The following is a 19309-nucleotide window of genomic DNA, read 5'->3' as shown; positions in this document are numbered from 1 at the left end:
AATCGCCCGCTTTGGGCGCACTCAGGCCGGTTTGGGCGTGCGGCGCAGCGCCTGTTCCGCTGCCGCATTGAACAGGGAAACCTGCGAACTGACGCTGGCACGCCCCTCCTTGAGCTGGCTCTCGGCCAGCGCCGGATGCAGCAGCACCGCGAAATCCCAGTCCGGATTGGCCAGCAGCAGCTTGCCGCTGCCCTTGGCGACATGGCAGACACGGCCGCAGACCGGCTCCTCCTCGCCCATGTGGAAACTCAGCCAGTCGCCCGCGTGCACGGCGGCCTGGCGATAACGGCCGGCGCCCCGGGAAGCGCCGGCCAGGTCGTAGATGCGCAGCCGCTGCACGCCGTTGCGCAATTCGCTGAGCGCCGGCACCACGCCGGCCGCCGGCCGCGCGCCCCCGGCGGGCGCTGCCGGCGCCTGATCGCCGGTGACGGCGCTGCCGCGCATCGCTGCCGTCTGCAGCGCGAAACAGGCATCGAGGAACTCGGCACGCGCCGCTTCCGGCACCGCCACCCGCTGCATGCCGGCGGAGATTTTCTGCAGCATCTGCGGCAGCTCGCGGGCCAGCCGCTTGCGCTCCTCGATATCGACCTTGGGCTGGACACTCCACAGCAGCTGATCGACCACCGTCTTGCCGTCCTGCCAGTCGGTGCTGTCCTCCCCGCTTTCGAGCCAGATCTGGCGCAGCACCCGCTGCCAGTGGTCGCGCAGGAAGCGCGAAATGGCCGGCGGCACATCGCTGCGCAGGCAGAAGGTATCGATCGCCTGGCGACTCCGGGTGTCCGCCTCGTCGCCCTGCTCGAGCCGCTGGACGAGCGGCCGGTAGCTCGCCGCCGCCTGGGCGGCGGCGTTGTCGCGGCGCGCGATCAGCTTTTCGAGCTCGCCGACGTAGCGCGACAGCACCTGCGTGTCGTCGACGAACTCGGCGCGCACGCGGGTAGCGATCTGCTGGACGATCGCGCACAGCGGATGGCGGGACGAGACATCGACGGGCAGCCCGACCGCGGCGCGCGCCATCTTGTCGAGCAGCTGGCGCGCCGGATGGGCGTCGGCCGTGAAGAACCCTTGATCGAGCATCACGGCACGCAGGGTCGGAATCTGCAGGCTGGAGAGCGCCGCCTTGATCGGGTCGGGCAGGGTGGGCGAGGCGAAGATGGCCTCGAAGATCATCGCCAGGGCGTCGATCGCCGCGGCCTCCGGCGCCCCGGCCGGCACCCCGAGGCGGGTCGAGTCGAGCGCCTGCGGCGCCCCCGCCGTTCCACCCTCGCCGCCATGGCCGGCGCGTTCGAGATCGTCGAGGCGCGCCAGCAGGCGGCCGAACATCGCCTGGGTCAGCAGCGAGGCGGCAACACCGGCGTTCACGCTGACGGTTGCGCCGGCCTGCGCCTGCCCGAGCAGGCTCTGCTGCAGGGCGACGGCCGGGTCGATGGCCAGGGTGCCGGACGAACCGCCGGCGGACGCCGCCGTGGCGGCATCGGGGGCGGTGACGATGGTCGGCTGGGCCGCCGATACCTTGCGACCGACCAGAAAGTCGTTGAGGCCGGCATAGAGGGCCGGGAGAAATTCGGAAAAATGCTCTTCGAGACGGCCGATCCGTTCGAGCATCGGCGCCGGCGCCTCGTCGAGCACCCCGCACAGTGCGCTCAGGCCGCGGGCAATCGCCTTCGGGCCGACCGGATTCTCGGCCGGCGACAGGTCGGGGCGCCCGAGCAGGGTGACGAAGCGCAGATAGACGCGCCACAGCCCCTTGCCATTGCTCTCGGTCAGCAGGGAGGCGAATTCGCCGAGACGGATGTCGAGTTCGAGGTCGCTCTCGCCGACCAGCGAGATGTTGGAGGCGGTCAGGTCGCCGAGCTGGTCGAAGGAGGTTCGCCGCTCGCTCGTCGTCCGTTCGTCGAAATAGGCGCCCACTGCCTGGACGAAGGCGTTCAGCGCCGCCTCGGAGACCGGTTCGGCTTCGCGCAGCAGCTGGCCGGCCTGCTTCAGGAACCAGGCACGGCAGTCGCGCAGGATTTCCCACGCGTCGTCCGGCACGGGCAGGGATTCGTTCGTTGCACTCGAGAACATCCGGTCGTCCACTCTAATGTCGCAAATTGTTGAGGCTCAGGGCAGGTCCGCGTCCTTCGGCGCATCGGCGGTGCGCGCGCCGACAACCCCGAGTCGGGCCTTGAGCGAATCCGGCCGGCCGGTGAACAGGGCCGAGTAATAGACCGAGTTGCTCATCACCTTCTTCACGTAATCGCGGGTTTCGTTGAACGGGATGGTTTCGGCGTAGATGGCGCCTTCCAGCGGCTGGTCGGCGCGCCATTTCTTGGCGCGCCCGGGACCGGCGTTGTAGGCGGCCGAGGTCAGGACCGGGTGGTTGTCGAGATTTTCCATGACCAGCCGCATGTAGCTGGTGCCGAGCAGCACGTTGGTCTCGGTATCATTGACGCGACCGTGGTTGTAATCCTTGAGGCCGATCTTCTTGGCCACCCACTTGGCGGTCGCCGGCATCAGCTGCATCAGGCCGGAGGCGCCGACATTCGACTTGGCGCTGGTGATGAAGCGGCTTTCCTGGCGCATCAGGCCGTAGACCCAGGCGTCGTCGAGCGCCTGGTTGCTCGCCGCCGGGCGCACCTGGTCGCCGTAGGGCGCCAGGTAGCGCAGCGTGAAATCGTGTTCGTTCCTGGTGCGGTCGGCGGTGTTGATGGCGCGGTCCCAGATCTGGTTGCGCCGGGCGAGATCGGCGGCCGCCAGCAGTTCGCGGTCGTCCATGCCGCGCAGCGACCAGTTCCATTCGCGGACCGCCTCGGTCCGCATGTCGAGGCGGAAGAAGGCCAGCGCCCGGCGGATTCCCGGGTTGTCGCGCGCCGCCTTCTGTTCCTCGGCGGTCGGCGCCTTGGCCCTGGGCGGCACGACGATCTTGCGCCCGAGTTCCTCGTCGGCGAGATTGCCGTAGAAATTGGGCTGCCCGGCGATCTTCTCGAACAGCGCATCGGCCTCGCTGGTCAGGCCGCCGGCCTTGTAGGCGCGTCCCAGCCAGTAGATCCACTCGGGCTGCGCGGCGAGCGCCGACGGCATTTCGCCGATGGTCGCCAGCACCACGCTCCAGTCGTGGGCGCGCAGCGCGGCGCGCACCTTCCACTGGAAGGCCTCGTCGGACAGCGGGGTCGGGCCGGCCAGGACGAACCAGGTCACGGCTTCGGCGTAATGTTTTTTGGCGGCCTGCAGGGCGACCTGGCCCCATGCCCAGTCCCGCTCGGCGGCCTGCAGGCGGCCCTGCAGTTTTTCCAGCTCGCCGGCGGCTGCGCGCGGGTCGTTGGCGGCGATGCGCTGGATCGCCAGCACCGCCAGTTCGCGGCCGCCGCGGGTCGCGTACCAGTTGCCCGGCTGGCGCGCCAGATAGCCCATCGGGCTGGCGATCATCTGCTCCAGCGCCTTGGCGTCCGGCGTCTGGCTGACCGGCAGGGCGGCCAGGGTGGCCTTGGCCGGTCCCGTGCGATTGGCCTCGAACTGGCGCCGGGCGCGCACCCAGACGTCGTCGGCCGTGACGCGGTTGTCGCGAATCAAGGCCTCGATCACCGGGCGGCAGGCTTCCGGCGGCTCGAGCATGGTCAGCCACTGCTTCTGCACCTCGTCGAGCACCGTCTTGTCGCCGGCGGCCAGCCGCGCCTGCTGGAACCAGCAGGTGACGTCCGGCTCGGGGGCGATCAGATTCTGATACTCGATGTCGATTTCCGGCCAGTAGCCGCGCTTGCCGAGCCAGCGGATCCAGTCGGCACGCAGCTTTTCGGCGACGAAGGTACGCTCGTTGCGCGCGAAAAAGTCGCGCAGCGCCGCCGCGTCGCCCTGCTCCATGTTCATGCGCAGCAGGTAGTTTTCGGCGTAGGGCGCCAGTTCGTGGTTGCCGAGTTGCCCGGCGGCGCGCTCCAGCTTGGCGCGGTCACCGGCGCGGAAGGCATCGCGGGCGGCGAGGAAGGTGCTGTCGCGACTATCCTGCGCGAAAAGGGGCAAGGAAACAAATAAGGCCAGGAAAAAGGCGTGAAGCTTCATGCTAGATTTGCCGGATGGAAAAGCGCTCCGAGGATACCACGGCCTGGCGGCGCGGGCTGCGGCGGGAGATGGTGGCCCGCCGCGCCGCGCTGGCGGATGCCGAGCACGCCACGCTGTCGGCGCACATCGTCGGCCATGCGCTGGACGCCCTGCCGCGGCCGGTGGTGGCGGCCTTCTGCTGGCCGATCAAGCACGAGCCGGACGTGCGCGCCCTGCTGACGGCCTGGGCGGCGTACGGCGTGCGCGCGGCGCTGCCGGTCGTCGTCGCCGAAGACGCGCCGCTCGCCTTTCGCGCGTGGACCCCGGAAACCGTCCTCGCCCCCGATCGCTACGGCATCCCGACGCCGACCGGCGGCGAATGGCTGGTCCCCGACCTGATCCTGCTGCCGCTCAACGGCTTCGACCCGGCGGGCTACCGCCTCGGCTACGGCGGCGGCTATTTCGACCGCACGCTGGCCGCCCTCCTCCCGCGTCCGCTGGCGGTCGGCGTCGGCTTCGAGGTCAACCGGGTGGACAGCATCCGGCCGGCGGCGCACGACCAGCGGCTGGACTGGATCGTCACCGAACGCGGCGCCTTCAGGCCAGGCGCCTGAGTCCGTAGACCGCCGCCGCCACCAGCAGCGAGGCGACGGCGGCGAGGATCGCCTGGCGCACGTCGTGGAGACCGGTGCTGACCGCCAGTTCGAGGGCATAGCCGCTCTGCAGGGCGAAGATCAGCGCGCCGATGGCGAGCGCCATCCACGAGCGCCGCGCCAGGGCGCCCTGTTCCTTGCGCAGGAACAGTTCGGTGGCCAGCGCAGTGACGAGCGATTGCGCGAGCAATGCCGCGAACAACGCCAGCAGCGTCAGCGTGTAGGAACTCATGCGGCGCGGCAGGCAGCGGCGAAACGCGCGAGCGCCTGCGCCAGCGTCGCGCGGGCGCAGCCGAAGTTGAGACGCATCCAGCCCGGCGCGCCGAAGTCGGTGCCGTCGGACAGGCCGAGCCCGTGCGCCTCGAAATGGCGCGCCGGATCGGCGAGGCCGAGTTCGCGGACGTCGATCCAGGCCAGGTAGGTGGCCTCGACCGGGCTCATTTTTGCCCCATTTTCGGCGTCGACCGCAGCCGCCACCAGATCGCGGTTGCCGGCGAGGTAGGCGATCAGTTCGCGGTGCCAGTCGCCGCAATCGCGGTAGGCGGCTTCGCAGGCGGCGAAGCCGAGCACATTGACGTGCGGCACGATGCCGTCCATGGCGCGCAGGAAGCGGCGGCGCAGGGCGGCATCGGGAATCACCGCGAAGGCGCAGCCGAGGCCGGGGATGTTGTAGGTCTTGGACGGCGCCATCAGCGTGATGCTGCGTTTCGCCGCCTCTGGCGACAGGCTGGCGAAGGGGATATGGCGCTTGTCGGCGTCGAGGATCAGGCCGCAGTGGATTTCGTCGGAACAGACGATCAGGTCGTTCGCTTCGGCGAAGGCGGCGAGGTCGCGCAACTCGTCGGTGCTCCAGCAGCGCCCGACCGGGTTGTGCGGGTGGCAGAGCAGGAACAGCCGGGTCGCTGCGGTCGACGCGTTTTGCAGGGCGTTTTTGTCCCACTGCCAGCGGCCGCCGCGGCAGGCCAGCTCGACGCGGTTGAGCTTGCGGCCGGAGAAGCGGGGCGCCGACAGGAAGGGCGGATAGACCGGCGTCGCCGTCAGCACCTCGCCGTCGACGGCGCGGCAGGCGACGTTGAGGCCGGTGACCAGACCCGGCAGCCAGACGATCCATTGGGGCTCGATCGCCCAGCCGTATTCGTCATCAAGGTGAGCGAGCACTGACTCCACGAGCGCCGGCGACGGCCCGCCGTAGCCGAAGACGCCGTGCGCGATACGCCGCTGCAGGGCGTCGACGACGGCCGGCGGGGCGGCGAAATCCATATCCGCCACCCACAGCGGGAGGATGTCGCGACCGGCGTACTTGCCCCACTTGATCGAGTCGGAGTCGCGCCGGTCGGGGGGCGCGTCGAACAGGCTCAAACTTCGAGGTGCTGATACAGCGCGGTGGACAGATAGCGCTCGCCGAACGACGGAATGACGACGACGATCAGCTTGCCGGCATTTTCCGGGCGCTTCGCCAGTTCGAGCGCGGCCCAGGTCGCGGCGCCGGACGAGATGCCGACCAGCAGGCCTTCCTCGGTCGCCATGCGGCGGGCGATGGCGAAGGCGTCGTCGTTTTTCACCCGGATCACCTCGTCGTAGATCGCCGTGTTGAGCACGGCCGGCACGAAGCCGGCGCCGATGCCCTGGATCGGGTGCGGCCCCTTCTGGCCGCCGGACAGCACCGGCGAGGCGTCGGGCTCGACGGCGACGATGCGGACGCCCGGTTTGCGCGCCTTGAGCACCTCGCCGACACCGGTCACCGTGCCGCCGGTGCCGACGCCGGAAACGAAGATGTCGACCTGGCCGTCAGTGTCGCGCCAGACTTCCTCGGCCGTCGTGGTGCGGTGGACCGCCGGGTTGGCCGGATTTTCGAACTGCTGCGGGATGAAATACTTCGAATCGCTCTCGGCCAGCGCCCTGGCCCTGGCGATGGCGCCGCCCATGCCGTCCGGCCCCGGGGTCAGGATCAGCTCGGCGCCGTAGGCCTTGAGCAGCAGCTTGCGCTCGCGGCTCATGGTCTCCGGCATCGTGAAGGCGCACTTGATGCCGCGCGCGGCGCACACCATGGCCAGCCCGATGCCGGTGTTGCCCGACGTCGGTTCGAGGACGACGGTATCGGGACCGATCTTGCCGGCGGCCTGCGCGGCGTCGAGCATGGCGACAGCGATGCGATCCTTGACGCTGTGGCCGGGGTTGAAGAATTCCAGTTTGGCGACGACGCTGGCGACGCAGCCGGCGGTGACGCGGTTGAGCCTGACCAGCGGTGTGTTGCCGACCAGTTCGGTGACGTTGTTGGCGATTTTCATGTCCGTGCTCCGGTTGGGGATAGGGAATTGTAGGCGACTCTCTGGCTGCTGTGGGTGGCGCGGCAATCGGCCTGCGGCTCGCCAAAGAGATCGCCCTGGCCCAATTCGCCACCGGCGGCGCGTGCCAGTGCAAGATCCTGGCCACTGTCGATGCCGGTCAGTTCGACGGCGACGCCGGCATGGCGCGCGGCGCCCGGCAACTCCCCTTCTTCCCCCAGGCGCAATTTCACGATGTCCGGTTTCAGCGCCAGCAGCGCGGCCGGTGCTGCGTCCTCCAGCGGGACGCCCAGTGCCAGCCGGTAACCACGCTGGCGGTAGCTGTTCACCGCCTCGCCCAGACGGGCGTCCAGGCTCCCCTGGCCGGTGTCAATTTCCAGCACGATGTCCGTGGGGCCTAGCCCGCAGCGCTTGAGAATCGCCTCGTACACGAGCCCGTGCTGATTCTGGACCGCCCGCAGGTGGCGCGGATGCACCGCCAATTGCAGATAGCCTCCGACATGGCGCCGTTGGGCGAGCAGATTGAGGGCGTGCAGCGTCCGGCACAGGCGGTCGAAATGAATGACCGCCTCGGCGGTTTCACACAAGGCGTACGCCGCTTCGCTGCTGACCGGCGTACCGTCCTCGCGCCGCGCGCTGAGCGAGGCCCGGTGGCCGACGACGCGTTCGCGCTGCAGATCGACGATCGGCTGGAACAGCGAGCCCAGCCGCAAGCCCATGTGCCATGCAGCCGCCCGCTCGCCTTCCAGATACAGCGTGCTCTCGCCGGCAGCATCGGCAAGATTGAAATAACGGACGAGATCGGTCAGCGGCATGGCTTCTTCCTATTTCTTCAGGTAAATCTGGTCGAACGTCCCGCCATCGGCGAAGTGCGTTTTCTGCGCCTTTGGCCAGCCGCCGAAGGTGTCATCGATGGTAACCAGCTTAAGTTTCGGAAATTGGTTCACGTACCTGGCCGCCACCTTGGGGTCGCGCGGCCGGTAGTAGTGCTTCGCGGCGATCGTTTGCCCTTCCTCGGAATACAGGTAGTCGAGATAGGCCTGCGCCGTCAGCCGCGTGCCGCGTTTCTCGACCACCTTGTCCACGACGGCGACCGGCGGCTCGGCGAGGATCGACAGGCTGGGCGCGACGATCTCGAACCTGTCCTTGCCGATTTCATTCACGGCCAGCTGCGCCTCGTTCTCCCAAGCGATCAGCACGTCGCCGAGGCCGCGTTCGACGAAGGTGGTAGTCGAGCCGCGCGCCCCGGAATCGAGGACCGGCACGTTCCTGAAGATCGCCGTCACCAGTTCCTTGGCCTTCTGCTCGTTGCCGCCCGGCTGCTTCAGCGCCCAGGCCCAGGCCGCCAGGTAGTTCCAGCGCGCGCCGCCCGAGGTTTTCGGGTTGGGCGTGATGACGCCGACGCCCGGCTTCGCCAGATCTCCCCAGTCCTTGATCCCCTTGGGATTGCCCTTGCGCACTAGGAAAACGATGGTCGAGGTGTAGGGCGAGGAATTGTGCGGGAAGCGCTTCTGCCAGTCGGCCGGGATGAGGTTGCGTTCGACCAGCGCGTCGATGTCGTAGGCCAGCGCCAGCGTCACGACGTCGGCTTCCAGCCCGTCGCGCACCGACATCGCCTGCTTGCCGGAGCCGCCGTGCGACTGGCGAAAATTCAGCGCCTGCCCGGTCTTCGCCAGCCAGTGCTTGGCGAAAGCCGCGTTGTAATCCTTGTACAGTTCGCGGGTTGGGTCGTAGGACACGTTGAGCAGCGAGGTCTGGGCGACCGCGCTGCCGAGCGTGAGTGTTGCGGTCAACGCCGCAAAAAGGGCAAATTTGCGCATGTGAGACTCCAGTCATTTGAAATAAATTCGCGATGACTGGAGTCTAGGTTTGCTTGGTTATTCTGTGAAAGAATGAATTTTCACAAAAATATAATTAAAATGAATTAACCGAGGAACAACTTGTAGGCCGGATTCCGGCTTTCGTCCCAATGGGCGTAGCCGAGGTTCTTCAGGAAGACCTTGAATTCGCTCATCTCGCCTGGCGGCACCTGCATGCCGACCAGCACCCGGCCATAGTCGGCGCCATGGTTGCGGTAGTGGAAGAGGCTGATGTTCCAGCCGGCGCTCATCTGGGTCAGGAAATTCATCAGCGCGCCCGGCCGCTCGGGGAACTCGAAGCGGTAAAGCAGTTCGCTCATGCCGTTGTTGCAGACCTGCGGCGCGTGGCCGCCGACCATGTGGCGGACGTGGTTCTTGGCCATCTCGTCGTCGGTCAGGTCGAGCGTCGGGTAGCCGTGCTTCTGCAGGCTGTCGACCAGCTTCAACGATTCCTTGCGGTCGACGACCTGGACGCCGACGAAAACGTGCGCCTCGGCGGCCGTGTGGTAGCGGTAGTTGAATTCGGTGACGTTGCGCTTGCCGATCAGCGACAGGAACTTCTTGTAGGCGCCCGGCTTTTCCGGCAGCGTGACGGCGAACACCGCCTCGCGCTGCTCGCCGAATTCGGCGCGCTCGGCGACGAAGCGCAGGCGGTCGAAATTCATGTTGGCACCGGAGGTCACGGCGATCAGGTTCTTGTCCTTCAGCCGGTGCTGGCGGGCGTATTCCTTGGCGCCGGCGACAGCCAGCGCACCGGCCGGCTCGAGAATCGAGCGGGTGTCCTCGAAAACATCCTTGATCGCCGCGCAGATGGCGTCGGTGTCGACCAGGATCACTTCGTCGAGATACTCCTTGCACAGGCGGAAGGTTTCCTCGCCGACCAGCTTGACGGCAGTGCCGTCGGCGAACAGGCCGACCTGGTCGAGACGCACGCGATGGCCCTTGGCGATGGATTGCTTCATCGCGTCGGCATCGAAGGTTTCGACGCCGATGACCTTGATTTCCGGGCGCAGGCGCTTGATGTAGGCCGCCACCCCGGCGGCCAGCCCGCCGCCACCGATGGCGCAGAAGACGGCGGTGATCGGGCCGTTGTGGCGCGAGTGCTGGCGCAGGATTTCCATGGCCACCGTCCCCTGGCCGGCGATCACCTCGGGATCGTCGAAGGGATGGACGAAGGTCAGCTTCTCGGACTTTTCCAGCTCGAGCGCATGGGCGTAGGCCTCGTCGAAGGAATCGCCATGCAGCACCACTTCGCCGCCGCGCCGCCTGACCGCCTCGATCTTGATGCCCGGCGTCGAGGTCGGCATGACGATGACCGCCCGGCAGCCGACCTTGGCCGCCGACAACGCGACGCCCTGCGCATGGTTGCCGGCCGAGGCGCAGATGACGCCGCGCTTCAGCTTTTCGGCAGAGAGGCTGGCGATCTTGTTGTAGGCGCCGCGCAACTTGAAGGAGAACACCGGCTGCATGTCCTCGCGCTTCAGGCTGATCTTGTTGCCGACCCGGGCGGAAAGGTTGCCGGCCAGGTCGAGCGGCGTTTCGATCGCCACGTCGTAGACCTGTGCGTTGAGAACTTTTTCGAGATAATCCGGGTGCATTGCGCGCAACTCATTATGGCAAAAGGGGGATTCTACGGGTGGAGTGGCTAAACGTCACGGCAGAAAGCGGGTTGTGGGGGCTTTTGGCGGCCAGTTTCCTCTCGGCGACGATCCTGCCCGGCGGTTCCGAGGCCTTGCTGTGGGGTTTCCTGCAACTGCATCCCGGAGAACAGCAGGCGGCGCTGGCGCTGGCGACCCTCGGCAACACAGCCGGCGGCATGACCTCGTGGTGGTGCGGGCGCGTTCTCCCGAAATGGCAGCGCCTGGAGCGCATTCCGCACAAGGACAAGGTCGAACGCTGGGGCAGCCCGATCCTGCTGCTCGCCTGGGCGCCGCTGCTTGGCGACGCGCTGTGCGTCGCCGCCGGCTGGCTGCGCCTGCACTGGCTGCCGTGCTGTGCCTTCATGGCGATCGGCAAGTTGGCGCGTTACTGGCTGGTGGCGCAGGCCGCGGCAAGCATGTGAAACCTCGCCGGCGGCCGGCGGTCTACCTGAACCCGCGTGTTGCGCTGCAATACGCTAAAATCCACCTTTTGACGGACTTCCGGCCGCTTCCATGACTGCCCGCCTGCGCGAAATCCCCTACAACTACACCTCGTTCTCCGATCGCGAGATCGTCATCCGCCTGCTCGGCGCCGACAACTGGGCAGTGCTCGACGAACTGCGCAGCGAGCGCGTCACCGGCCGCTCGGCGCGCATGCTCTACGAGGTCCTGGGCGATATCTGGGTCGTGCAGCGCAACCCCTATCTCGAGGACGACCTGCTCGACAACCAGGAACGGCGGAACGCGCTGGTCAACGCCCTGCGCCACCGCCTGGCCGAAGTCGAGAAGCGCCGCACGGCGACCGAAAGCGAGGACCCCGAGCGCTCGGCCAAGGTCAGGCGCCTGGTCGAGGCGGCGCGTGGCGCGGTCGACCGCTTCGCCAAACGCTTTTCCGAAACCTACGACCTGCGCCGCAAGACCCTGCGCATTCTCGGCAAGCACACGCGCAAGGACAACATCGCCTTCGACGGCCTCGCCCGCGTCTCGCACGTCACCGACGCCACCGACTGGCGCGTCGAGTACCCCTTCGTCGTCCTCTATCCGGACACCGAGGAGGAAATCGGCCCCCTCGTGCGCGGCTGCATCGAGGCCGGACTGACCATCATCCCGCGCGGCGGCGGTACCGGCTACACCGGCGGCGCCGTGCCGCTGACGCCGTACTCGGCGGTGATCAACACCGAGAAGCTGATCGACATCGGCGCGGTCGAGGAACTGGTGCTGGCCGGCCACGAAACGCCCTACGCGACCATCCGCACCGGCGCCGGCGTCGTCACCGAGCGAGTTTCCGAAGCGGCTGCGGCCGCCGGGCGCGTCTTCGCCGTCGACCCGACGTCGGCCTCGGCCTCGTGCATCGGCGGCAACATCGCCATGAACGCCGGCGGCAAGAAGGCCGTCCTGTGGGGCACCGCGCTCGACAACCTGGCCTGGTGGAAGATGGTCGACCCGGACGGCAACTGGCTGGAAATCGAACGCGTCAACCACAACTACGGCAAGATCCACGAGCAGGAGAACGTCGAGTTCCGCCTCAAGCGCTTCGACCCGTCGGGGAATAAGCTGCTCAAGGAAGAAGTGCTGACCATGCCCGGCGCCGCCTGCCGCAAGATCGGGCTGGGCAAGGACGTCACCGACAAGTTCCTCGGCGGCGTGCCGGGGGTGCAGAAGGAAGGGACCGACGGCATCATCGTCGCCGCGCGCTGGGTGCTGCACAAGATGCCGCCGGTCACGCGCACCGTCTGCCTGGAATTCTTCGGTCAGGTGCGCGAGGCGGTGCCGGCGATCGTCGAGATCACCGACTATTTCAAGCCGGGCGGCGCCGGCCATGCGGCAGGCGTCCAGCTGGCCGGCCTCGAACACATGGACGAGCGTTACGTGAAGGCGGTCGGCTATGCGACCAAGGCCAAGCGCCACGGCCGGCCGAAGATGGTGCTGATCGGCGACCTCGTCGGCCACGACGAAAAGGCGGTGATGACCGCCGCCTCGGAAGTCGTCCGCATGTGCAACCGGCGCGCCGCCGAGGGCTTCATCGCGGTCGACGCCGAAACGCGCAAGAAATTCTGGCTCGACCGCTCGCGCACGGCGGCGATCTCGCGCCATACCAACGCCTTCAAGGTCAACGAGGACGTGGTGATCCCGTTGCCGCGCATGGGCGACTACTGCGACGGCATCGAACGCATCAACATCGAGCTGTCGACGCGCAACAAGCTGGCGCTGTGCGACGCGCTGAGCGAATTCCTCCGCGGTGACCTGCCGCTGCACCGCGGCGACACGACGCTCGACACCGACGTGCTGATCGGCGACCGCCGCCAGGCCGCGCTCGCTTACGTCGAGGCCGTGCGCCTGCGCTGGGAATGGCTGCTGGAAAACCTCGACCTGCCGCTGGCCGAGGCCGAGACGCGCTTCGCGTCCTACGGCGTGGTGGCCGGCGAGCTGACCAACAAGGCCGCCAACCCGACGCTGTTCCACCGCCTGCAGGACTACTCGGTGCGCACGTCGTGGAAGCAGGAACTGCACGCCCGCCTCTCCAAGATTTTCGACGGCGGCGTCTACCGGCCGATCATCGAGCGCATCGAGGCGATCCACAAGGAAGTGCTGCGCGGCCGCGTCTTCGTCGCCCTGCACATGCACGCCGGCGACGGCAACGTGCATACCAACATCCCGGTCAACTCCGACAACTACGAGATGCTGCAGACCGCCCACCAGGCCGTCGAGCGCATCATGCATCTCGCCCGTTCGCTGGACGGCGTCATTTCCGGCGAACACGGCATCGGCATCACCAAGCTCGAATTCCTGACCGAGGACGAGATCGGCCCCTTCCGCGCCTACAAGCAGAAGGTCGACCCGGAAGGGCGCTTCAACAAGGGCAAGCTGATGCCCGGCGGCGACATGGGCAATGCCTACACGCCGTCGTTCAGCCTGCTCGGCACCGAATCGCTGATCATGGAGCAGTCCGAAATCGGCAAGATTTCCGACATGGTCAAGGACTGCCTGCGCTGCGGAAAGTGCAAGCCGGTCTGCTCGACCCACGTGCCGCGCGCCAACCTGCTCTACTCGCCGCGCAACAAGATCCTCGGCACCTCGCTGCTGGTCGAAGCCTTCCTCTACGAGGAGCAGACCCGGCGCGGCATCTCGCTCAAGCATTTCGACGAGTTCAACGACGTCGCCGACCATTGCACGGTCTGCCACCGCTGCGTCAAGCCGTGTCCGGTCGACATCGATTTCGGTGACGTTTCGGTGGCGATGCGCAACTTCCTGCGCAAGCAGGGCAAGAAGCGGACGAGCCCCGGCACGCTGGCGGCGATGACCTACCTGAACCTGAAAGACCCGGCGACGATCAAGCTGATGCGCGGCGTCATGATGGATTTCGGCTTCAAGGCCCAGCGCCTGGCCCACAAGGCGGCCAAGGCCATCGGCCTGGTCCAGGAATCGCGCGCCCACCCGCCGGCGACGCTCGGCGCGCCGTCGGTGAAAACCCAGGTCATCCACTTCCTCAACCGGCCGATGCCGGGCAACCTGCCCAAGCGCACCTCGCGCGCCCTGCTCGACATCGAGGACGACAAGGTCATCCCAGTCATCCGCAACCCGCAGAAGACCACCGAGGACTCGGACGCCGTCTTCTACTTCCCGGGCTGCGGCTCCGAGCGCCTGTTCTCGCAGGTCGGCCTGGCGACCCAGGCGATGCTCTACGAAATCGGCGCCACCACCGTGCTGCCGCCGGGCTACCTGTGCTGCGGCTATCCGCAGACCGCGTCGGGCGACGAGGACAAGGGCGTCAAGATCACGACCGACAACCGCGTGCTCTTCCACCGCGTCGCCAACACGCTGAACTACCTCGACATCAAGACGGTCATCGTTTCCTGCGGCACCTGCATGGACCAGCTGCAGAAATACCAGTTCGAGAAGATCTTCCCCGGCTGCCGCCTGCTCGACATCCACGAATACCTGATGGAGAAGGGCGTCAAGCTGGAAGGTGTCAGCGGTACTCGCTACATGTACCACGACCCCTGCCATACGCCGATGAAAGCCTACGCGCCGCTCGCCGTGACCAAGTCGCTGATGGGCCAGGACGTGCCGCTGTCCGACCGCTGTTGCGGCGATGCCGGCTCCTTCGCCTACTCGCGGGCGGACATCGCGACCCAGGTCAAGTTCCGCAAGCAGCAGGAGATCGAGAAAGGCGCCGAGAAGCTACGCGGCGACGGCTTCGCGGGCGACGTCAAGATCCTGACCTCGTGCCCGGCCTGCCTGCAGGGGCTGTCGCGTTACGACGACGACGCCGGAACCACGGCGGATTACATCGTCGTCGAGATGGCCAGGCACCTGCTCGGCGAGAACTGGGCGGCGCAGTACGTGAACCGCGCCAACCACGGCGGCATCGAGCGCGTGCTGCTCTGATTTCCTGCCGTTTCGGGCAGTCGACCGCAACAGGGCGAAAGACGGCCAAGGAAGCACTTGCAGTATTTTTATGCAAGTGCAATCCTTGCAACCTTGTTTGAACCGGGAATGCAGGAATGGACGGCAAGCGCTGCGAACTGTGCGCCTCGGCAGGCGGAACGACCCTCTGGGAGTCGCCGACCTGCCGCGTGGTGCGCGTCGACGATCCGCATTATCCGGGTTTCTGCCGCGTCATCTGGACCACCCATGTGCGCGAGATGACCGACCTCGAGCCGGACGAGCGCCAGGGACTGATGAACGTGGTCTTCGCCGTCGAAAAGGTGGTCCGCGCCCTGTTCGCGCCGGACAAGATCAATCTCGCCAGCTTCGGCAACATGACGCCGCACCTGCATTGGCACGTCATCCCGCGCTGGCACGATGACCGGCACTTTCCCGAGCCGGTGTGGGGCGCGGTGCAGCGCGACGCGCCCCGCCCGCGCCCGGCGGTCGACGACAACACCCTGCGCCAGGCGCTGCGCAGGCAACTGCACCCGGACCAATACCAAGGCTGAAAATAATGAACATGGCCTCGCCCTCCCTGTCGATCCCCGATCTGCAAACCGGAGCCAACTACCTGGCCCAGTTGCCGCTGGCCAACCCGCCGCTGGCCGAGAAGCAGCTCGTCGCATTCGTCGATGCGCTGCTCGAGAACCCGCCCGAAGCCGGCGTCCTCCTGGCGCTGCTCGAGCAGACGCGGGTGCCGATGCATTTCGTCGAGGAGGAAATGGCCCGGCGCTATCACAACAAGCCGCTGGTTCTTTCGGATCCTGAGGACGAGGCCTTCCAGCAGGTTCTCGGCGCCTGGCGGCGCATGGGCAAGGCCTACGCGCTGTGCGCCCGCCTGCAGGAACCGGCCGCCGACAACCCGCTGTATTCGACCCTGGTGGCGACCATCCTGCACCGCTGCCTGTATTACACCGGGATGATCATCCTCGAGCACTACCGCGCGCGGCGCGAAGTGCCGGCCGGCATCTGGCACGACCTGCACGGCTATTACGAGACCGCCGAGCAGTGGGGGATTATCTACACGCCGGTCAACGATTCGCTGGAAAGCGACCTGCAGGCGACCCATTGCTCGGCCGCCTACGTGACGCTGTTGCTGATCGAGGTCGCCAGCCCCTACAGCAACACCGTGCGCAATCTCAACCTGATCCGCCGCTGGGCCGGCATGTGGGCGCCGCTGGTTTCGCTGCACCGCCTCGACGACGAGTACGAAGTGCCGCCCTACATCGTCGAACTGATGAAGGACCAGCCGATCCACCCCACCGGTTCGGCCGACAACATCGGCGCCGACGCCCGGCGCCTCGACACCAGTCGCCTCGGCCTGCAATTGAGCCACATGCTCGCCCAGCTGCGGCAGCGCATGACGCCGTCGCAGCTCGGCCTGGGCGAGGAAACCTCCGGGAACGTCATCCAGCTGCTCGAACATCTCTCGCGGCCATGGACCCAGACCGCGTCGCCGCGCCGCTTCCGCCGCTTCCCCTCGGAAGGCACGGCGAAGCTCGCCGTTGGCTTCGAGGCCATGCACTTTTTCATCGGCGGCGCCGAATTCGTCCAGCCGGACTCGGTCAGCGCCTATTCGCGCAACGAGTTCGACCAGCTGTTCACCTTCCGCGATCAGGCGATACCGGGCCAGGCCTTGAGCATCAAGCCGCAGACCAACTACCCGATCGACGAATGGAACGTCATCAATCATTCGGCCAACGGCTTCCGCCTGGCGCGCGGCCACTTCGGCGAACGGGTCGCCCACAGCCAGCTGCTCGCCGTCTGTCCGCATGACGGCGAGCAGTTCCTGCTCGGCCAGGCGAGCTGGCTGATGCAGGAAGCGGACGGTGGCATGGTGGTCGGGATTTCAGTGCTGCCCGGCTTGCCGGAAGCAGTCGGCGTCCGCCATGCGCCGACGAATGCCGGCCACGCCGACCGTTTCGTCCGCGGCTTCCTGCTGCCGCCGATCGCCGCCATCCACCAGGAAGGATCGGTCGTCCTGCCGAGCGGCATGTACCAGGCCAGCGGCACGCTGGAGGTGCATGTCGGAGAGGGATCCCTGCTACTGCGCATGAAGCACGTCCGGCAACGCGGCGTCGACTTCGACCGGGTCAGCTACGAGACGCTTTGACGCATCTCGTCTCGTAGCCGTGGCGAGTGCGCTAAACTAGCGCCCTCACTGTTGGAGGTCTTATGGCCGGCATCGAACGCGACACGCCAATTCCGAGCGAAATCAAGCTGCACCAGAAATCCCGCCTGCTGGAGATCGCCTACGCAAGCGGCGAGCGCTTCAAGCTGGATTTCGAGTACCTGCGGGTTTATACACCGTCGGCCGAAGCCCGCGGCCACGGTCCGGGACAGGAAACGCTGCAGACCGGCAAACGCAACGTGGAGATCGAACGCATCGAGCCGGTCGGCACCTACGCCGTCCGCTTCGTCTTCTCGGACGGGCACGACAGCGGCCTCTACTCCTGGGATCTGCTCTACAACCTCGGCAAACACCACGACGAACTCTGGCAGGAATACCTGAAGCAGATCGAAGCGCACGGGCTGTCGCGCGACATCGACACCACGTCGCGCCACAGCGGCGGCAGTTGCGGTCAACACCATTGAAACCATGAAAAACGAAACCACCCATTTCGGTTACGAAACCGTCGCGGAGCGCGAAAAGGCACGGCGTGTCGCCGATGTCTTCGACTCGGTCGCCAATCGTTACGACCTGATGAACGACCTGATGTCGGGCGGCCTGCACCGGCTCTGGAAGGCATTCACCATCCAGCGTAGCGGCGTCCGCGAAGGTTCGCGCGTCCTCGACGTGGCCGGCGGTACCGGCGACCTTGCACTGGCCTTCGCCCGCAAGGTCGGCAAGAGCGGGCAGGTCTGGCTGACCGACATCAACAACGCCATGCTGGCGCGCGGCCGTAACCGGCTGACCGACAAGGGGTTCATGGTGCCGGCCGCCCAGTGCGACGCCGAGAAGCTGCCTTTTCCGGACGATTGGTTCGATTGCGTCACCGTCGCCTTCGGCCTGCGCAACATGACCCACAAGGATGTCGCGCTGGCGGAAATGCATCGCGTCCTCCGTCCCGGCGGGCGCTTGCTGGTCCTCGAGTTCTCGCAGGTCTGGAAGCCGCTGGCGCCGGCCTACGATTTCTATTCCTTCCACGTCATTCCGCGCGTCGGCAAGCTGGTCACCAACGATGCCGACAGCTATCGCTATCTTTCCGAGTCGATCCGGGTGCATCCCGGGCAGGAGGAGCTCAAGCGGATGATGGAGGAGGCCGGACTGGAGAGGGTCGAATATTTCAACATGGCCCTCGGTGTCGTCGCCCTGCATCGCGGCTTCAAGTTCTAGCCCGGATCATCGATGCTGAACCCGGGCGCCGTCATCGTCCCCGTGCTGAATCATCTTCTCGACCGGGAAGATTGGGCGCGCGAGCGGCTTCTGTCCTATGTCGGACAGACTGCCCGGATCGAAGGTGGACTGCTGCGGCTGGCGATGACGGTCGATGAAAGGGGCTTTTTCCGTCCTGCCACCACGGATGATGCCCCCAGCGTGACCATCGCCTTTGCCGCCGACGCCCCGTTCCGGCTGCTCACCGATCCCGGTAGCGTATTCGCCACGGCACGCCTGAGCGGCGCGGCAAACTTTGCCGAAACGCTCGCTTTCGTCTTCCGCAATCTGCGCTGGGACTACGAAGCGGATCTCGCCGACGCGATCGGCGACATCCCGGCGCATCGCCTGGCGCAGCTGCTGACTGGCGGTATCGCCTGGCACCGGGCGGCAGCCCGTCGCTTGGGGGCGAATCTGGCCGAATACGCGACCGAGGAATCGGCGCTGGTGACGCCGGCCCGCGATACACGCTGCTTTGCGATTGAGGTCGATCAGCTGCGCGACGATGTCGCACGCCTTGAAAAGCGGATAGCGCGCCTGCCACCGTAGGCGGGCATTGCAACGACCGAAAGTAAAAAGGGGCAGCCGAAGCTGCCCCTTTTGCGTTTGCCGGTGACGGCTTAGTGAACCGACTTGCGCAGACGCTGGATGGCCTGCAGCTGGGCGATCGCCTGTGCCAGCTCGGATTCCGCGGCAGCGTAGTCCATTTCGGCGTTGCGGTTGGCAAGCGCTTCTTCGGCACGCTTCTTGGCCTCCAGGGCCTTGGCTTCGTCCAGATCGTGGGCACGGATGGCCGTATCGGCCAGCACGGTGATCATGGCCGGCTGAACTTCCAGCATTCCGCCTGACACGTACACCAGCTCATAGTCGCTCTGACCCTGCAGCTTCAGGCGAATGGTGCCCGGCTTGATACGGGTGAGCAGCGGCGTATGGTGCGGCAGGATGCCCAGCTCGCCGGATTCGCCGGGGAAAACGGCGAATTCGACCAGACCGGAGAAGATCGACTCTTCGGCGCTGACCACATCACAATGAACAGAAATTGCCATGACTGGCT

The 19309-nt window shown here is 66.7% G+C and carries 17 protein-coding genes; 8 read left to right on the top strand and 9 right to left on the bottom strand.

What is annotated here, in order from left to right; translation table 11 throughout:
- Positions 1-21: 21 nt before the first annotated feature.
- Together GH660_RS13085 and GH660_RS13080 are read right to left on the bottom strand one after the other, a co-directional pair.
- Positions 22-2064, bottom strand: a complete 2043-nt coding sequence (locus GH660_RS13085; protein ID WP_153147110.1) for a DUF1631 family protein — start codon at positions 2062-2064, stop codon at positions 22-24.
- Between the two features lie 36 nt (positions 2065-2100).
- On the bottom strand, positions 2101-4032 hold the full coding sequence (locus tag GH660_RS13080) for a lytic transglycosylase domain-containing protein (RefSeq protein WP_153147109.1): 1932 nt from the start codon (positions 4030-4032) through the stop codon (positions 2101-2103).
- 14 nt (positions 4033-4046) lie between these two features.
- Between GH660_RS13080 and GH660_RS13075 the strand changes: the two genes are divergently transcribed.
- Positions 4047-4625 (top strand): 5-formyltetrahydrofolate cyclo-ligase, encoded by a 579-nt coding sequence (locus tag GH660_RS13075; RefSeq protein ID WP_153147108.1) that lies wholly within the window; start codon positions 4047-4049, stop codon positions 4623-4625.
- Here GH660_RS13075 and GH660_RS13070 read toward each other — a convergent pair.
- The 6 genes from GH660_RS13070 to ilvA all read right to left on the bottom strand — a co-directional run bounded on the left by GH660_RS13070 (position 4609) and on the right by ilvA (position 10406).
- On the bottom strand, positions 4609-4896 hold the full coding sequence (locus tag GH660_RS13070) for a hypothetical protein (protein WP_153147107.1): 288 nt from the start codon (positions 4894-4896) through the stop codon (positions 4609-4611). The two genes, GH660_RS13075 and GH660_RS13070, sit on opposite strands and share 17 nt — an antisense overlap.
- Positions 4893-6023 (bottom strand): MalY/PatB family protein, encoded by a 1131-nt coding sequence (locus GH660_RS13065; RefSeq protein WP_153147106.1) that lies wholly within the window; start codon positions 6021-6023, stop codon positions 4893-4895. The genes GH660_RS13070 and GH660_RS13065 overlap by 4 nt, the downstream gene beginning before the upstream one ends.
- Positions 6020-6952, bottom strand: coding sequence for a cysteine synthase A (cysK, locus tag GH660_RS13060; protein WP_153147105.1), 933 nt, complete (start codon positions 6950-6952; stop codon positions 6020-6022). The genes GH660_RS13065 and cysK overlap by 4 nt, the downstream gene beginning before the upstream one ends.
- Positions 6949-7764, bottom strand: coding sequence for an EAL domain-containing protein (locus GH660_RS13055; protein ID WP_153147104.1), 816 nt, complete (start codon positions 7762-7764; stop codon positions 6949-6951). The genes cysK and GH660_RS13055 overlap by 4 nt, the downstream gene beginning before the upstream one ends.
- A gap of 9 nt (positions 7765-7773) precedes the next feature.
- A complete protein-coding gene (locus GH660_RS13050; protein ID WP_153147103.1) occupies positions 7774-8769 on the bottom strand; it encodes a sulfate ABC transporter substrate-binding protein in 996 nt (331 codons plus the stop codon).
- A gap of 104 nt (positions 8770-8873) precedes the next feature.
- The gene (gene ilvA / locus GH660_RS13045; protein ID WP_194266317.1) at positions 8874-10406 is read right to left on the bottom strand and encodes a threonine ammonia-lyase, biosynthetic; all 1533 of its coding nucleotides are present in this window, start codon (positions 10404-10406) and stop codon (positions 8874-8876) included.
- A gap of 38 nt (positions 10407-10444) precedes the next feature.
- On the opposite strand from ilvA, the gene GH660_RS13040 reads away from it, so the two are divergent.
- The 7 genes from GH660_RS13040 (at position 10445) to GH660_RS13010 (ending at position 18804) form a co-directional block, all read left to right on the top strand.
- Positions 10445-10870 carry a YqaA family protein gene (locus tag GH660_RS13040; protein ID WP_153147101.1) on the top strand — a complete coding sequence of 142 codons (426 nt, stop codon included), beginning with the start codon at positions 10445-10447 and terminating at the stop codon, positions 10868-10870.
- Positions 10871-10961: 91 nt separating this feature from the next.
- The gene (locus tag GH660_RS13035) at positions 10962-14837 is read left to right on the top strand and encodes a DUF3683 domain-containing protein (protein ID WP_153147100.1); all 3876 of its coding nucleotides are present in this window, start codon (positions 10962-10964) and stop codon (positions 14835-14837) included.
- 116 nt (positions 14838-14953) lie between these two features.
- Positions 14954-15388, top strand: a complete 435-nt coding sequence (locus GH660_RS13030; protein ID WP_153147099.1) for an HIT family protein — start codon at positions 14954-14956, stop codon at positions 15386-15388.
- A gap of 11 nt (positions 15389-15399) precedes the next feature.
- Positions 15400-16992 carry a hypothetical protein gene (locus GH660_RS13025; protein ID WP_153147098.1) on the top strand — a complete coding sequence of 531 codons (1593 nt, stop codon included), beginning with the start codon at positions 15400-15402 and terminating at the stop codon, positions 16990-16992.
- A gap of 62 nt (positions 16993-17054) precedes the next feature.
- Positions 17055-17474: a gamma-butyrobetaine hydroxylase-like domain-containing protein gene (locus GH660_RS13020; protein WP_153147097.1), complete on the top strand. Its 420-nt coding sequence runs from the start codon at positions 17055-17057 to the stop codon at positions 17472-17474.
- 4 nt (positions 17475-17478) lie between these two features.
- Positions 17479-18216 carry a bifunctional demethylmenaquinone methyltransferase/2-methoxy-6-polyprenyl-1,4-benzoquinol methylase UbiE gene (ubiE, locus tag GH660_RS13015; protein ID WP_153147096.1) on the top strand — a complete coding sequence of 246 codons (738 nt, stop codon included), beginning with the start codon at positions 17479-17481 and terminating at the stop codon, positions 18214-18216.
- A 12-nt stretch (positions 18217-18228) separates the two neighbouring features.
- Entirely contained in the window at positions 18229-18804 is a 576-nt protein-coding gene (locus tag GH660_RS13010) for an SCP2 domain-containing protein (RefSeq protein WP_153147095.1), read from the top strand.
- 71 nt (positions 18805-18875) lie between these two features.
- On the opposite strand, the gene GH660_RS13005 is transcribed toward GH660_RS13010, so the two are convergent.
- Complete coding sequence (locus GH660_RS13005) at positions 18876-19301, bottom strand: F0F1 ATP synthase subunit epsilon (protein WP_153147094.1); 426 nt, start codon at positions 19299-19301, stop codon at positions 18876-18878.
- Positions 19302-19309: the final 8 nt, after the last annotated feature.

The sequence above is a fragment of the Dechloromonas sp. H13 genome, from assembly GCF_009469615.1.
Taxonomy (GTDB): domain Bacteria; phylum Pseudomonadota; class Gammaproteobacteria; order Burkholderiales; family Rhodocyclaceae; genus Azonexus.
Note: the sequence above shows the minus strand (reverse complement) of the source record. Positions and strands in the feature narration are given on the sequence as shown.

Bases quoted from the DNA above. Each gene is read 5' to 3' on its own strand.
- GH660_RS13085 (WP_153147110.1), bottom strand. From the start codon at position 2,064: ATGTTCTCGAGTGCAACGAACGAATCCCTGCCCGTGCCGGACGACGCG.
- GH660_RS13080 (WP_153147109.1), bottom strand. From the start codon at position 4,032: ATGAAGCTTCACGCCTTTTTCCTGGCCTTATTTGTTTCCTTGCCCCTT.
- GH660_RS13075 (WP_153147108.1), top strand. From the start codon at position 4,047: ATGGAAAAGCGCTCCGAGGATACCACGGCCTGGCGGCGCGGGCTGCGG.
- GH660_RS13070 (WP_153147107.1), bottom strand. From the start codon at position 4,896: ATGAGTTCCTACACGCTGACGCTGCTGGCGTTGTTCGCGGCATTGCTC.
- cysK (WP_153147105.1), bottom strand. From the start codon at position 6,952: ATGAAAATCGCCAACAACGTCACCGAACTGGTCGGCAACACACCGCTG.
- GH660_RS13055 (WP_153147104.1), bottom strand. From the start codon at position 7,764: ATGCCGCTGACCGATCTCGTCCGTTATTTCAATCTTGCCGATGCTGCC.
- GH660_RS13050 (WP_153147103.1), bottom strand. From the start codon at position 8,769: ATGCGCAAATTTGCCCTTTTTGCGGCGTTGACCGCAACACTCACGCTC.
- ilvA (WP_194266317.1), bottom strand. From the start codon at position 10,406: ATGCACCCGGATTATCTCGAAAAAGTTCTCAACGCACAGGTCTACGAC.
- GH660_RS13035 (WP_153147100.1), top strand. From the start codon at position 10,962: ATGACTGCCCGCCTGCGCGAAATCCCCTACAACTACACCTCGTTCTCC.
- GH660_RS13030 (WP_153147099.1), top strand. From the start codon at position 14,954: ATGGACGGCAAGCGCTGCGAACTGTGCGCCTCGGCAGGCGGAACGACC.
- GH660_RS13025 (WP_153147098.1), top strand. From the start codon at position 15,400: ATGGCCTCGCCCTCCCTGTCGATCCCCGATCTGCAAACCGGAGCCAAC.
- GH660_RS13020 (WP_153147097.1), top strand. From the start codon at position 17,055: ATGGCCGGCATCGAACGCGACACGCCAATTCCGAGCGAAATCAAGCTG.
- ubiE (WP_153147096.1), top strand. From the start codon at position 17,479: ATGAAAAACGAAACCACCCATTTCGGTTACGAAACCGTCGCGGAGCGC.
- GH660_RS13010 (WP_153147095.1), top strand. From the start codon at position 18,229: ATGCTGAACCCGGGCGCCGTCATCGTCCCCGTGCTGAATCATCTTCTC.
- GH660_RS13005 (WP_153147094.1), bottom strand. From the start codon at position 19,301: ATGGCAATTTCTGTTCATTGTGATGTGGTCAGCGCCGAAGAGTCGATC.